This window comes from Vibrio sp. JZG120 (genome assembly GCF_053890955.1).
In genome coordinates, this window is the sequence record NZ_JBSRRK010000004.1 from 524,836 (window position 1) to 540,498 (window position 15,663).

Below are 15,663 nucleotides of genomic sequence, written 5' to 3' on the forward strand. Positions count from 1 at the left end.
CCTCTCACTTAAGTGAAAGCTTAACCTCTAAAACACACTGTTTTTTGCGCTCGATATCATTGAGCGCTCTTATATACATCGGCCTGAGAGATCAAATCTTGACCAGTAATTGATATTTTTATCACGTGCTATTTTAGAGATAGGCTCGCATGCTCCGTATTGTGTCTACATTTTTTTATGAGCGCTTCCCGGCGCAACTCTAAGATCTCATCGATGAGTTTTTCTTTAGCGTTTATGCCAAAGTGCTGGGCATAATTTTTGACTTTTTCAATTTCATTAGGCTGTAAGCGGTATACCTCTTTCTTTAAACGAGCTTCTGCTTCGCTTCTAATCAAACCTTGGTCTTGTAGTAATTTAATGATGGTTTCATCGATTGGATTTACTGCTCTAGCCATGGTGCTCCATCTATCAATTTAAGTTCTAGCCATGTGGCTGGATGAATGACGCCGCACAACTTATAGAGCGAAGATGACAACTTGATTGCAGTGAGTACGATTCGTTAACCATCGCTATTATTTACAACCGCTTAAGCAACCATTAACTCTCTACCCCGACTCCTCACCATTGAATAAAGATCACATTCTGATAACAATTTTTAGTACTGGCTTCGATGTCATCCATATTTAACGTGCAAGTAATATTTATAAACAAGAATGATTGCTCTAGTTCAAATGATGGAAAAATAAGATGAAATTATCGCAGTGGGGTCTTTTATTAAGTGGCTTGGTGGCATTGCCAAGCATTGCAGATACAGATGTTTATCTAACCAATAACTCTGATCAGCCTTTAACTATTCAAGTAAAGCACGAAGGCAGTGATTTACTTCAATATGGAGAAGAGTGGCAGCAACATGTACAAGTACTTGGTCCGTGGGAAACCAAACCTGTATTGAGCTTCAATCGTTGGGAGGGCGTGAAATCAAACCAAACTTACCGTTTTGAAACTGTGGTTTCTAGCCCTAAAGGTGAAAGCATAACACTCAATCAAGTCATGGAAGGTCATTGGTATAATTCAACCATTGAATATGGCTTATCGGCGGCCGATGTCGATTTATCTCTTAAAGATGATCGTAATATTCATCGTGCCAACACTAACGCTTTTGGCATCCGAGAAACCGAACTGGCATCTAAGTCAGACAGTACCGCTCGATACGACGATCTTTATTACACGATCACACCAAGCAAAGTAAATGAATCTGTCGATAACGAAGAACAAAACCTTAAGTTGATGACTTACAACATCTGGGCTCTTACGGCTATTGCATCGCACATCGGTGATCGTTACGAACTGATTCCTCAACACGTCAAAGGTTATGATGTATTAGCGCTGCAAGAAGTGTTTGCAAGCGGTCGTGAAGCATTCCTACGTGAGTTAGCTAAGGAATATCCGTACCAAACTAAGATGTTAGATAAAGAAGGCGTTAATATTCATGATGGTGGGGTGATCATTGTCAGTCGCTATCCTATCGTGAATGAAGCGCAATATGTCTTCCCCGACTGCTCTGGCACAGACTGCTTTGCCGACAAAGGCGTGAATTATGCGGAAATTATTAAAGGTGGTCAGGCTTACCATGTGTTTGCTACCCATACCGCATCTTTCGATACAGACACCGCTCGCGAGTATCGTCAGCGCCAGTTCAAACAAATCCGCGCACTCGCTAAATCTCTCAACATTCCTTCAAGCGAAACTGTGGTATACAGCGGCGACTTTAACGTAAACAAAAGAAAGTTCCCTGGTGACTACCAACAAATGATCGCTAACTTAAGCGCCATAGAGCCTCAGTATTCTGGTTACACGGAGTCAACCTTTGATCCCCGCATCAATAACTTCGCAGGTGAAGCGTTATCAGGCGGCGAAAACGTGGAATACCTTGACTATGTCATGGTGAGTAGCGAATACGGTGTGAAATCATTCAATGACAACCGTGTGGACGTGCCGCGTACAACTTCAGAAAGTTTATGGAAACACTACAACCTTTCTGACCATTTCCCAGTTAGCGCAACAATCAAGCCATGAAGAAAATCGCGTTGATAATCATGTCCGCCATTATGGCGGGCATGATGTTTTTAACTTTCAGTCAAGATGGGCAGCAAGAAGCGGCCGTGTCCGCTTCTGCTCCAAAGACAAAAAATAAGAACGTCCCCAGTACATCACTAAAAACAAGCAATATCGCTCCCAGTGTAGATACTTCACCACAGACTGCAGAGCTCCCTTCTGCGGTTCAAATAACGACTGAGAGATTAACTCTGCTCAAAGGGAGAAAACTGGTCGCAGAGCTTGAGTCATTTTGGCATGAGTGCATGTCGAACCGCGACTGTGAGGAACAGTTAGCCTTGCTCGAGCCTTATTTATCTTCAGCACGATTTCAACTTTTGGCGAGCTACCATCAACTCAACAGTCAATGGCAAGAAAGTGTGGGTAATTTGTTGTTTGATGAGCAACAACCACTAGCCTCACGTATTGCACAACTTAAAGCCGAGGCAAGAGGCATTTGGGGCGAGTTGGCTGATGTTATTTTCGCGGATGAATTCGCCCTATACGATTTCAATTTAGAGGCCCAACAGCTCAACACGCAAAGTCCAGAAAGCTTTTTGCAAGCTTTCGAGCAACTCATCATAGACTGGCAAGAAAATACAGAGGCTATCGGGCTTACAAACGACCAAGCAAAATATGAGCGTGCAGTCGCCCTGATACCCAATAGCATGAGCTTTCCAGATCGCCAAACTATCATCGCTGAGCTGCAAAAAACTTACTTAACGAAGGACGAAAGCGAAGAGATTCACGCTCGTGAGCAACAAATTGCCCAGCAAAAAGAGCAAGTCAGAGATTACCAACAAGCATTGCAACAACTTGAGTCCAGACTCAGAAAAGAGAGAGCCACCAGCCATGCTAGTTTATCAGAACCGGAATGGCACAGTTATTACCAACAAGAAATAGCGGATTTTCGCCGCGAGTTCTTTTCTTCTTAAATGTCAGCTTTCATTGATGGGAATTGAAAGTCCAAAAGGCACGTTACGAATAAACAGCCGTGCCTTTTATTCAGAACCTTGTTTTTTAATTCAGAACAAATTTAAACCAAATACATCTTTCACATCAAATAGCACTTTTTCAGTTTTCTCGCGAGAACGCTCACTACCTTGTTTTAAAATATCAATCAGCTGCGCTTTATCATTCAAATACATAGCGCGCTTTTCTCGAATAGGGCGAAGCATCTCTTGTAAGCATTCTTCTAACACTTTCTTGGTCAAACCATCACCTAACCCACCTCGTCGATAATGGTCTTTTAGCTGTTCGACGTAATCTTTATCAGGGTGAAAGGCATCGAGGTAGATGAATACAATATTCCCTTCGACTTGGCCAGGGTCCTCAATTTTCAGATGATTGGGATCGGTATACATAGATTTCACTGCCGCGGAAATCTCCTTTTCGGAGGCCCCTAAGTTGATTGCATTCCCCATGCTTTTAGACATCTTATTTTTGCCATCAGTACTCGGCAAACGAGGTGCATCACTAAGTAATGGACGGCATTCTCTAAGAACCTCTTTTCCACCCAGGTAGTTTATTTTTCTTACGATTTCATTAGTTTGCTCCAACATCGGCAGTTGGTCATCACCTACCGGAACCAACGTCGCGTGGAACCCCGTAATATCGGCAGCTTGAGAAATTGGATACGTTAAAAAACCAGCGGGAATAGAGCGTTCAAAGCCTTTACTTTGAATCTCATTTTTAACCGTGGGATTACGCTCTAAACGCGCAATAGAGACAAGATTGCTGTAATACATCGTTAACTCTGCTAACGCTGGTATTTGAGATTGCAACGTGATCGTGGTTTGTGTGGGGTCGATACCAACGGCCAAATAATCCGCAACGACATTGAGAATATTGGAGGATACTTTTGATGGATTGTGGGCGTTATCCGTCAACCCTTGCATGTCTGCGACTAAGATCGTTTGCTCATGCTCCGTTTGCAATTTGACTCGTTGTTGCAATGAACCGACATAGTGCCCGAGGTGTAACGGACCTGTCGCTCGATCGCCGGTCAGGATAATTTCACGCTGTGGTGTACTTTGAATGGTGTTCATATTTATCTCCAAGTATTTAATAGATCGCTACTGGAGATAAAAAGATCAAACACTCTTAGCTACCATCCAGCAGCTTAAGAATGTGACTATTCCGTGCCGCTCTATTTAGAGCGCCACCAAAAGAAGGTTGTTGATGAAGGGCTAACGTGTATTTTCATGTTTTCAAACTAACAGTACATCAAGCTGAACTCAATCTGTTTTTGTATTGAATTAGCGTGAGTATTCAAAGAGCCTACAGAAACGATTACATTGGTAAAGACATCGCAATGACTAAAGCTGCACCAAACACCGAACCTGAGACAAATGCACAAAGTACGGTTTTGTTGTGTTTCCTTTTCATCGATGAACTCCTATCCATAACCACAATGACCAACCCTTTTATTTAATACGCATGTGGATGCATCACGACAAGTAGTAAACCAACATATCGCGCATAGAACCAGTGCAGCTTTGTTAAACTGGGACCTCGTCCATAACTTGGAATGCAAATGCTTCTGGAAACAACAAAAGAGGAAAATTTCATCACTTTTCTGTCCTGTCTCCCGGAGTTTATGGCTTAATAGACAGCAGGAATATTTTTCTTTTGCTGCGGGTACTTACATGGAAGCTGTTCTACATCAGTTGCAATTCTCTTTGTCGATAACCGGCCCTATCTGCTTAATGTTAATACTTGGCGTGGTGTTCAAACGCATTGGACTGATCAACGATAATTTTATCGAAGTGGGCTCTAAACTGGTGTTTCAAGTTACGCTACCTGCGATGTTATTTGTCAGTATTGTGGCTTCAGAACACGATTTTTCCGCGGCGAGTGGCTTTGTCAATTTCGGCGTCATCGCTAGCATTTCGTTTTTCATTTTCACCTACCTTTCGGTCAAGCTTCTGTTCAAAGCATCGCCTGACCAAGGTGTTCTTATCCAGGGTGGGTTCCGAGCAAACACAGGTATTATTGGCATCGCTTACGTTGCCAATGCGTATGGTTCTCAAGGTGTGGCGTTAGCAGCGCTTTATGTCGCGGTCACCACGTTTATTTACAACGTCCAAGCGGTTATTTGCTTATCTCCCAAAGGCGCAACTTCTGTCCCACAAGCCGCAAAAATGATGGGCCGAACACTGACGAGGAATCCACTGATAATCTCAATAGTCCTAGGGATGGCTTTTTATTTACTCGCTATTCCAGTACCGAACGTTGTTATTGATGCAGGGAACTACTTGTCCAAAATGACACTGCCTTTAGCGCTGTTGTGTACGGGTGGCTCACTCGATTTTAGCTTGATGAGAAAAGAGAAAGGTCCATCTTGGTTTGCAAGCAGTTACAAGCTCATCGTGGCACCCGTAATGATCACTATTGGTGCTTACTTAGTAGGTTTTCGAGGAATTGAGTTAGGTATTCTTTTCTTTATGAACGCTTCCCCAGTGGCAGCAGCCAGTTATGTCATGGCACGTTCGATGGGAGGCAATGCCACATTAGCCGCAAATATCATCGCACTCACTACGGTACTTTCTACCGTCACGTGTACTTTGGGCATTCTATTTCTTAAGTTTTACGACTTAATATAATTGATCACCGATAAAGTAAAGGCGCGCTAGATAGCATTAAGATAAGCTACTGGTCGTGATTTGCAAAAGTGAGCTTTCTTACCAAACGAAAAAACTCCCTCGCTTCTGATTCAGACAAACAAGCGAAAAATTCTTTCTGTAAATTCGTCATGATTTGATGCACTTGCTTTAAAGCATTTGACCCCTCTTTTGTCATGCTTAGCATTTTGAGACGCTGATTCGATTTACTTTTAGAAACTTGAACAAACCCTCGCTTTTCCAAATTATCCACCATTCGCTTTGCTACACTTCGCTCAGTTCGAACCGCGTCAGCCAACGCTTGCTGACTCATGGGTTGAAACTCTTCCAAAGCGGCCAGTGCACTTGCCATCTCGAGTGTCATTAAATTTTGCCGAGAGAGCTCAGCTTGAGCACGGTTGCGATACATTCGCTGCATCACACCGCACACAAACATAGGGCTTTGATCCAAAACGGAAATTGGGGAGATTTTCTGATCTTTCATCGTCGTTTGTTCTTCTTTAGGCTTTCATTCGGTCGGAGGAGTAAGCAGATTCTGCATAAGGCAAAACGCTCCCCCTTCAAGTTTGCGTCAAAGACGGTAACCACCAAGTGAAAACATAAAATAAAGAGCGCCGAAGCGCCCTTTTATCGTGTTTATTATCACCAGTATAACTTAGTTACAGCAACCAAGTCTTACTCGCTTTGCTGAGCCGGTTTAGGATTAGTCTCAGACAACTCTGCCTCCGATTCTTTTCTCGCACGTCGATCAAACAATCGCTCAACCACCACAAAGAAGATTGGCACAAAGAATATACCTAAGATCGTCGCACTGATCATGCCACCAAGTACACCAGTACCTACCGCATTTTGACCTGCTGAGCCCACGCCAGAGCTGATAGCAAGCGGTACTACACCTAGACCAAAGGCAAGCGATGTCATAATAATTGGGCGCAGACGAACACGAACGGCATGCAGGGTTGCTTCGATAAGGCCAGCGCCTTTCTCGTAGTAATCTTTCGCAAACTCAACAATCAGAATGGCGTTTTTAGTTGCCAAGCCGACCGTCGTTAATAAACTCACCTGGAAGAACACATCGTTGTCCATACTTCGCGTCATTACCGCGAGCACAGCACCAAGCACACCAAGAGGCACAACTAACACCACGGCGAAAGGCACTGACCAACTTTCATACAAAGCGGCGAGAACTAAGAATACGACGAGGATAGACAGCGCATATAACATTGGCGCTTGGTTTCCGGAAAGGCGCTCTTCATACGAAATACCATTCCAGTTCACCGTGAAGCCTTCTGGTAGCTTTTCTACCATTGCTTCAATTTCTGCCATAGCTTCACCAGTACTGACGCCAGGAGCTGCGCCGCCTTGGATATTCATCGCTGGCAAACCATCAAAACGCTGCAAAAGAGGTGAACCATACGTCCACTCTCCGCTCGCAAAGGCAGAGAAAGGCACCATCTCACCTTTTGAGTTGCGCACGTACCACGAATCGAAGTCTTTTGGCTGCATACGGTATTCCGCATCACTTTGCATCATGACTTTTTTCACTCGACCGCGATCAATATAGTCGTTAATGTACGCCCCGCCCCATGCCGCTGACAGGATTTGGTTGACGTCATTAATGCTAACATCCAGAGCACGCAGTTTAACGTGGTCAATGTTCACTTTGTACATTGGCGCATCTGCTTGGCCGTTCGGACGAACACCGACAAGTTTCGGGTTTTGTGCAGCCATGCCAAGCAGTTGACCTTGCGCAGCGACTAACGCGTCGTGACCTTTGTTCAACGAATCTTGAAGATAGAAATCAAAGCCTGTCGAGTTACCCAATTCTTGAATCGCAGGAGGTGCAAATGCAAAGACCAGTGCTTCTTTAATGGTTGAGAAGTATCCCATCGCTCGACCCGTAATGGAAGCTGCATCAGCACCCGGCGCTTCACGCTCTGACCAATCTTTCAGACCGATAAATGCCATCCCCATGTTTTGGCCTTGGCCTGCAAAACTAAAGCCCGCAACGGAGAAGACGGATTTCACGTTGTCTTTCTCATCCACAAGGTAAAAGTCACGCATTTTCTCAAGTGTTTTTTCCGTCTGTTCTTGTGTTGAGTTAGGCGGCAAAATAGCCATTGAGAATACTGTGCCTTGGTCTTCATCTGGCAAAAATGACGTTGGAAGGTTCATAAATAACCAGCCAGCACCTGCACTCATTGCCAAAAATACAACCAACATGCGACCTGTGCGTTTTAGAAGTTTAGCAACGCCGGTTTCATAGCCTGCTGTCATCGCATCAAACTTGCGGTTAAACCAGCCAAAGAAGCCTTTCTTCTCTAGAAGCTCAGCATCGCCTTTTTTCAGCAACGTAGCACACAATGCTGGAGTCAGAATTATCGCAACCAAAACGGAAAGCGTCATAGCCGCCACAATCGTTATCGAGAACTGACGGTAAATAACCCCGGTAGAACCAGACATAAACGCCATAGGGACGAATACCGCTGAAAGCGTCAACCCCACACCAATCAGGGCACCAGTGATCTGCCCCATCGATTTTTTGGTCGCTTCTTTGGGCTCTAAACCATCTTCATGCATCACACGCTCGACGTTTTCCACCACAACGATGGCGTCATCCACCAGCAAACCGATAGCCAGAACCATCGCGAACATGGTTAACGTGTTTACGCTAAATCCAGTCGCGTACAAAATAGCGAAGGTTCCGAGCAATACGACAGGCACTGCGATCGTTGGAATGATCGTCGCACGGAAGTTCTGCAAGAACAGGTACATGATTAAGAACACAAGAAGAATGGCTTCTAACAGCGTTTTAACCACCTCTTGAATCGAGGCTTTGACGAATGGCGTCGTTTCAAATGGGTAAGCAATCTGCAACCCTTCTGGGAACGTTGCACTCAGTTGTTCTAAACGCTCTTTCACCGCATTGGCTGTCTCAAGCGCATTTGCACCAGTACCTAATGAAATACCTAAACCCGATGCTGGGAAGCCATTATATTGGCCTCGAATATCATAACTTTCTGCACCACGTTCAACACGAGCCACATCTTTCAAATAAACATTCGAACCGCTGGCGTCAGACTTAAGAATGATGTCTTGGAACTCTTCCACACTGCTCAAACGACTTGCAGACGAAATCGTTGCATTCAACAGCTGGCCTTCCTGCGCAGGTGCTGCACCAAGTTGACCTGAAGAAACTTGCGCGTTCTGTTCACTGATAGCATTTGCTACATCGATTGCGGTCAAGTTGAACTGCGTAAGCTTAAATGGATCCAGCCAAACTCGCATCGCATACTGCGCACCAAACGCCTGCACTTGTCCTACGCCAGTTACACGACTTATCGGGTCTTGAATATTCGTTACAACAAAGTCACCGATATCGTTTTCTGTAAAGTCAGGATCTTCAGAATAAACTGCCACCACCATGAGAAACGCCGTATTGGATTTATTCACGACGATACCTTGGTTTTGTACTTCCATCGGCAATGATGTCAATGCCAATTGCAGTTTGTTCTGCACCTGTACTTGCGCGATATCAGGATCAGCTTCGCTATCAAACGTCAGGGTAATTGTCGCATTACCGAATGCATCACTGCTCGATGATAGGTAGCGAAGATAATCTAATCCCGTCATATTTTGCTCGATAACCTGCGTTACCGAGTCTTCAACGGTTTTCGCTGATGCACCTGGATAACGTGCACTGATGGTGATCGTTGTCGGTGAAATCGTTGGGTATTGCGAGACGGGTAAATTGAATAATGACATTACCCCCGCCAACATCGTTAGAATCGCGAGAACCCAAGCAAATACCGGACGATCGATAAAAAATCGTGCCATGATTACTCCTGTTCACCGTTTTGGATAGTTACAGGACTGCCTGGACCTACCTTTTGTAACCCAGCAGTAATGACTTTATCGCCCGCTTTCAAACCATCAATGATACGCCATTGATTATTGATCGCTTCGGCTGTCTTCACTGGTCTCGCTTCAACTTTGTTCTCACCATTCACCATCATCACTGTCGCTTTGCCTGTCGCATCGCGAGAAACGGTATTTTGTGGTATCAGAATCGCGTCAGGGTCAACACCAGTAATAACCGTCGCACGAACAAACATTCCTGGAAGTAACAAACCGTCAGGGTTTGGGAATTCAGCACGAAGCGTCACGCTACCCGTACTTTCGTTCACATTGACCTCGGTAAATTTCATCGTGCCTTTATGTTCGTACGTGCTGCCATCTTCAAGCATCAATGTAACTTGCGCAGAGTCATCTTCTTGCATATGACCTTGGGAAAGAGCCGCTTTTAAACGCAGCAGTTGCGCGGATGATTGCACAATATCAACGTTGATAGGGTCAAGCTGCTGAATGGTCGCTAATTTGGCTGCTTGGTTAGCCGTAACCAACGCACCCGCCGTCACACTCGATTTACCGATCACACCGCTAATCGGAGCTTTCACTTGCGTGTAATCTAAATTGATTTTTGCCGTATTGATCTTAGCTTTTGCGACTAGGACCTGTGCTTGCGCTTCCTTGTATGCTGCTTCTGCTTCATCCAAATCTTGTTGGCTGATGGACTTTTTGGTGATCAAGGTTCTGTAACGCTTCACTGTGGCATGGGTCGATTCTGCCGCTGCTTGAGCTCGGATTAATTCCGCTTCAGCGCTCAGCAAATCCGCTTGAAATGATGAATCATCAATTTGATATAGGGACTGTCCTTGTTCAACAAGGCCGCCTTCAACAAAATTTCGTTCTGAAATAATGCCTGTAACTTGCGGACGAACTTCCGCTTCTTTGAATGCACGGCTACGACCTGGCAACTCAACAGTTAACGCTTGGCGAGTTGGCTCCACCGTTAACACTTCAACTTCGGTTGCGGGCGCAGGACCACTACCTTGACTCGATCCTTCTTCGCTAGGTTGACATCCAACCACAAAAAGGCTCGACGCAATCAGCAGAGATAGCGTGGTTTTACGTCTCATGAATTTTTCTCTCTTTTACCTACAAGCCTTCAAGATTCCTTGCTAAAAACTTCTAGAATGACTTAATGATGACTAACGGATGTATATCCAGAACAAATTAATTAGGATGATAATTACCCAGTGTTGTACATACAACAAAATTTACAGTTCTATACGCTTACGAAAAACGTTTATGGTAAAGGTGTAATGAAGTTCTCAAATTTGAAGATTTTGGGTTGGAAATCACACTTTCCTGTGAGCAATTGCAATGGTTAAAAAGCAGCAAAAGTGATGATAAAAGCATCATCACGCTGTACAGAGTTTGTCACCGCTGTCTAGGATTATTTGCACCTCTGGTATACAAAGTTAAGTAAAAGAGGGATGTAAATATAGTCGAGCCTTCACAAGTCAGGTTCGACCCTTATCTAAAAAATAACCCGCTCAGAAGCGGGTTATTTCGTCAGTGAGACTGCAGTTCTCAGCTTATACTTTGAACTGACTAACCTGATGATCTAAGCGCTGGGTTTGCTCTGATAACATGGCTAAAGATGCTTGCGCTTGGTTTACGATTTCCACAATAGATGTACTGCTATCTGCAATGCCTTGTACGTTGCTATTTACTTCGTCACTTACCGTACTTTGCTGGCTTGCAGCCGTTGCAATGTGTGTGTTCATCTCGTTCATACGTGAAATCGCGTTTAAGATTTCAGAAAGGGATTGACTCGCTCTCCCTGCCGATTGAATTGTTTCATCACTGCTATTTTGGCTACCACGCATCACTTCTACGGCTTGTCCCGCACCAGATTGTAGCTTTTCAATCATGGTTTGGATTTCACCCGTACTCTGTTGTGTGCGACTGGCTAACGAGCGAACCTCATCTGCTACAACAGCAAAGCCTCGCCCTTGCTCTCCTGCACGAGCCGCTTCAATCGCTGCGTTAAGCGCCAATAAGTTCGTTTGCTCTGCGATACCACGAATGACATCCAATACAGAAGCAATGTTACTCACATCATGATCCAATGTGTTAATGACGTGGCTTGCACTTTCGATTTCACTTGCGAGGCTACGAATTGAGCTAACGGTTTGATCCAAAATAACATTGGTATTGGTAAGTTCATCATTCGCAGTCTGGCTTGCAACCGCAGCTTCGTTGGCGCTATCGCTGACATTTCTGCTGGTGACTTGCATCTCATGCACTGCCGCTGCTACCGCCTCGCTGTCTTTTTGCTGTGAAACGGTCGAGTTCGCGATGGTCGTGGTCAACGAGCTAAGATTTTCCATCTCATTACGCAAGGTATTCGAACTTTCAATTACTTGAGAAACTGTCGCTTGGATTTTAGACACAAACTGATTAAACGCGTTCGCTAAATTGCCAATTTCGTCTTGTGTTTTCACGTCGATTCGCTGGCTTAAATCACCTTCACCAGAAGCAATTTCTGTCATCGCATTTTTGATATCGTTGATAGGCTTCACGACGGTTTGCAACAACAAAAACGCCATCGCAATAGCGGCCAGAATAACAATCACAATGCCTGCTTCAAGAATTAACTCTGCTCTTGATGCAGCTGCAGAGATTTCATCTTTCAATAAGCTTTGTTTTTCTTCTATCGCATCTTTCACAACATTAAGTTGCGCTCTTACCTCGATAAACTGATTTTCAAAGGTGTGTTTGTGTTCGTTGTAGTAACCAAGCCATTGTGATTGAGGTAAACGCAACATCGCTTCATAACTCGCCAACCATTTTTCACCTAGGGAGACAAGCTTTCTCACTTCATTACCGTGCGAAGAAGGCATCACGCCAGCTTGCGATAGCTCAATCATTTTCTCCATACGAGGCAGCGCCTTGTATGCGTTGTCTTTGTATTCACCGATGTGGTGGTCAATATCGGTTTGAGTATCAGAAAGAGCAACACCTTGGATTGCAGATGTAGCTTGGTAAAGATCGCGGTAAGCATCCTCAATCGTTAATAAGTTCGGCACTATCTGTTCGTTAAGTGTTTCACTCAACTCAGATTGTTTCCAACTTGTCATAACGTTTAATACAGAGCTCACAATAAACAATCCAATAATCAGTGACAGCGGAATCACTATCTTCTGCTTGATCGTTAAGTTCTGGAACATGAATAGACTCTCTTTAATTATGGTATACAAACTGCCAGAAATTATATCAAACAAATAGAGTATCCCATTAGGTAAAAGACTCTATTAAACATGATATCTGATGACTTTTTGACAAGCGTTCTAATTTCAACAATTAATTGATTTTATGGAAAATTTAATAAGGAACGCTCATCACAACATGCGAATAAAAACGCACTACCTGTACGGAAAATGTGTAACAAAAGATGAATAAAAAAGGAGGCTTTTTGAAGGGCTTGCCGACTCAATGAGTAATTGAGAATCAATACGATATACAGCTCTGGGATTGAACTTGTCGCGTAATACGAAAAAGCCCCAGCATTTCTGCTAGGGCTCAAATGTGGCGGTGAGTGAGAGATTCGAACTCTCGATTGCAAGCCACCAAGTGTAAATTATTTAATATCAACAACTTAAATATATATCAATCTAAAGTTTTGTACCAGTTTTTTGTACCACCTCTAGCATGCCTAAGGAGCACGACAGGTAAGTGGGATACCTCATACATGTATAAAACACCTACTATCATTAAAAACTAGCAAAGACTGAGCTACCAACAACGCATGATTTCTAATTCTTCTAATGAGCTTTTAGGTTAACTGTACTTGCTCAATGCGTCCTTATAAAGACCATCAACTTCATCTAGGAACCCTTGCTTGCCATCTATAAACTCAGTGAATTTAATGTAAATACTCTTATATATAATATTCTGAGCGGGGTTTTTTATTTTCTCACTATCAAACTTGTCTATCTCAACATTATGAGAAATACATAAGTCCAGCAACCTCAAAGTGTCATCCTTATCAATTTCAATAATACTAGCCCATGTACCATCCCCCTTTAAATAAAGTGCATTTCCATTGGGTTCAATTTTTAAGATTTTCATAATCTTTACCTCTCACTGAATATGGTTCAACACCAGCTTCCAAAGAGTTTATTTGTATCTGGTAATTCTCAATTTTTTTGCCGCAATTAGTTTCTAAGTATTTGCTTGTAGGGTGACCATAGTACACATCATGAATCAACTCACCATTTTCAAATGTCTTTGACGTATAAATTAAGTAATCTGGTGAAATTGAAGCACCAACTGTACTGTTGTGTGTAACAACAACTACTGGCATATTCTTTGATAGGTCTTTTATTTTTTTGTTTACGCTTTCAAATAGAAAAACATTATCAAAAGATGACTCTGGCTCATCGATAAGCAAAATATCAAAGTCTTTTGCATCATGTAGGTTTTTCAACAATCTATATTCTGATCTTTCCCCACCTGAGACCGGAGTCCCATATTTATTTAGTATTTTATATGTGACCTTTGTGAAGAGCTTATATATATCCACATCATCTACACCAGCTTCACTAAGCTTATTCATGTATTCAAAAGGTTCATTGTAGCTATTATAAGCTGAGACAAGCGAGGGCTTCTGTGTCCAGACTTTCTTCAACTCAGATGCACCGCTAAACTTGCCTCTCTCAGCAACAACAGAGTATCCGAATAGATCTTTCCTTCCAATTTCTTTTTCCTGTTTTAAGGACTCAACAAGAAACTTAAACTTTTCTGCTTTCGACCTATTAAGTGCAATTTTTCTAAAGTCTATATTTTCTACCACCTTTAAGCTAGCCTTGTAATTAAGCTCCTCTTGAATTTTCGCCACAACACTGTTTACATATTGCTTTTTTCTATTTGATAAAACATCACTCTTATACTTACAAACCAAGTCAGTATATAAACTCTTTAGTGAATCTCTACTTACAGATTTTTCAATAATGTCAGTATATTGAGTATTCTCAAGTAGGACTTCAACAGATGAAATTAATTCCTCAAGAGTTTTAAGCTGCTTTAGCTGATACTCATGCTCTGAAAACATAACAGTTTTTGAGTAAATATCCTGCCTAGCTTGGTTATTAGCATTATCCATTAGAGAAGATAAATAATTTTCCAAATCCTTTTCATCGCTTTTGATATTTACACTACGCACATCATCTACAACGATTTTAAACTGAGACAAAAAACGCTCTGTATAATCACTTTGGTTACGACTTACAGTTTGGTCAAATTCTTTTTGGTCTCTTTCATCATTACGTTCTAATAGCTCAAACTGCTTGATGTATTTTACATCATCTTCTCCACAATTTGCTGCTATTTGCTCTAAAGTAAATGACTTTCCTGATGAGCGTTTACCTAGAATAACATTTAGACCCGTAGATAGTTTAATCCCTGTATCAGCAATTTCAAAAAACTTGTTCCCTTCACTTCTAGTCAAGCTAACATAGTCTTTCTTAGTCAAACCTCTCTTAATATCACTAAATTCTTTGGATTCAATGTTTATGAATGTACACTTACTTTCAAAAGACTCTAAAGAGTCCCTCATCCTTTGGTCACTAAATAAAACAGGAACTAATGAATCACTATCATTGTATTTCTGGATGAATTTTTTTGCTGACTGCACCTCCCCACAAGTAATACCATCTAGCCCCTTAATGATATTAAGAGGGATTTTAGGTGATTTATCATAATGAGGAATAAGGATATACTTACTCAAATCTTTAAATATATCTCTAAATTCTGCAATTGTAATACTAGGGCTTGGGTATCTTATCAACAACCTTACTTGGTCACATTTAGCACTAAAATCTTCAACATCATTATCATTAGCTATGACTAGGATATGACCTCCCTCTAGGTCAACTTCAATACCAGGAAATACTTTAATACTTAATCCACTTCTGATTTCTTCATATTGAAGCCTATCAAATATATTGTGGTTAGTTATAGCAATACAATCCAAGTCTGATGTAAGTACATATCTCTTTAATGTATCAAAAGAATATTCAAAAGCTGGATCTGATTGTGTGTAAACTGTATGTATGTGAAAGTCGATCTTTATCATCGTTCTTTAAATCCATTTTTA

General features: G+C 42.4%; 11 protein-coding genes. 3 read left to right on the forward strand and 8 right to left on the reverse strand.

What is annotated here, in order from left to right; all coding sequences use genetic code 11:
* Window positions 1-128: 128 nt before the first annotated feature.
* Window positions 129-395 carry a hypothetical protein gene (locus ACWPOD_RS10795; protein WP_012841963.1) on the reverse strand — a complete coding sequence of 89 codons (267 nt, stop codon included), beginning with the start codon at window positions 393-395 and terminating at the stop codon, window positions 129-131.
* A 292-nt stretch (window positions 396-687) separates the two neighbouring features.
* On the opposite strand from ACWPOD_RS10795, the gene ACWPOD_RS10800 reads away from it, so the two are divergent.
* Both ACWPOD_RS10800 and ACWPOD_RS10805 read left to right on the forward strand, forming a co-directional pair.
* Window positions 688-2,016: a sphingomyelin phosphodiesterase gene (locus ACWPOD_RS10800; RefSeq protein WP_456231888.1), complete on the forward strand. Its 1,329-nt coding sequence runs from the start codon at window positions 688-690 to the stop codon at window positions 2,014-2,016.
* Entirely contained in the window at window positions 2,013-2,969 is a 957-nt protein-coding gene (locus ACWPOD_RS10805; protein ID WP_301613082.1) for an ATP-dependent dsDNA exonuclease, read from the forward strand. The genes ACWPOD_RS10800 and ACWPOD_RS10805 overlap by 4 nt, the downstream gene beginning before the upstream one ends.
* A 90-nt stretch (window positions 2,970-3,059) precedes the next feature.
* Here ACWPOD_RS10805 and trpS read toward each other — a convergent pair whose 3' ends face one another.
* Window positions 3,060-4,082 (reverse strand): tryptophan--tRNA ligase, encoded by a 1,023-nt coding sequence (gene trpS / locus ACWPOD_RS10810; RefSeq protein ID WP_301613080.1) that lies wholly within the window; start codon window positions 4,080-4,082, stop codon window positions 3,060-3,062.
* Window positions 4,083-4,682: 600 nt separating this feature from the next.
* Here trpS and ACWPOD_RS10815 point away from each other — a divergent pair.
* Window positions 4,683-5,639 (forward strand): AEC family transporter, encoded by a 957-nt coding sequence (locus tag ACWPOD_RS10815; RefSeq protein ID WP_046874753.1) that lies wholly within the window; start codon window positions 4,683-4,685, stop codon window positions 5,637-5,639.
* Between the two features lie 46 nt (window positions 5,640-5,685).
* On the opposite strand, the gene ACWPOD_RS10820 is transcribed toward ACWPOD_RS10815, so the two are convergent.
* The 6 genes from ACWPOD_RS10820 to ACWPOD_RS10845 form a co-directional block, all read right to left on the reverse strand.
* Window positions 5,686-6,141, reverse strand: a complete 456-nt coding sequence (locus ACWPOD_RS10820; protein ID WP_167426739.1) for a MarR family winged helix-turn-helix transcriptional regulator — start codon at window positions 6,139-6,141, stop codon at window positions 5,686-5,688.
* A 191-nt stretch (window positions 6,142-6,332) separates the two neighbouring features.
* Complete coding sequence (locus tag ACWPOD_RS10825; RefSeq protein WP_048626202.1) at window positions 6,333-9,494, reverse strand: efflux RND transporter permease subunit; 3,162 nt, start codon at window positions 9,492-9,494, stop codon at window positions 6,333-6,335.
* A 2-nt stretch (window positions 9,495-9,496) separates the two neighbouring features.
* The gene (locus tag ACWPOD_RS10830) at window positions 9,497-10,636 is read right to left on the reverse strand and encodes an efflux RND transporter periplasmic adaptor subunit (protein WP_005390787.1); all 1,140 of its coding nucleotides are present in this window, start codon (window positions 10,634-10,636) and stop codon (window positions 9,497-9,499) included.
* A 462-nt stretch (window positions 10,637-11,098) separates the two neighbouring features.
* Entirely contained in the window at window positions 11,099-12,736 is a 1,638-nt protein-coding gene (locus ACWPOD_RS10835; RefSeq protein WP_124008689.1) for a methyl-accepting chemotaxis protein, read from the reverse strand.
* Window positions 12,737-13,346: 610 nt separating this feature from the next.
* Window positions 13,347-13,637 (reverse strand): hypothetical protein, encoded by a 291-nt coding sequence (locus tag ACWPOD_RS10840; protein WP_447074360.1) that lies wholly within the window; start codon window positions 13,635-13,637, stop codon window positions 13,347-13,349.
* Entirely contained in the window at window positions 13,618-15,642 is a 2,025-nt protein-coding gene (locus tag ACWPOD_RS10845; RefSeq protein ID WP_456231889.1) for a hypothetical protein, read from the reverse strand. The genes ACWPOD_RS10840 and ACWPOD_RS10845 overlap by 20 nt, the downstream gene beginning before the upstream one ends.
* Between the last annotated feature and the right edge of the window lie 21 nt (window positions 15,643-15,663).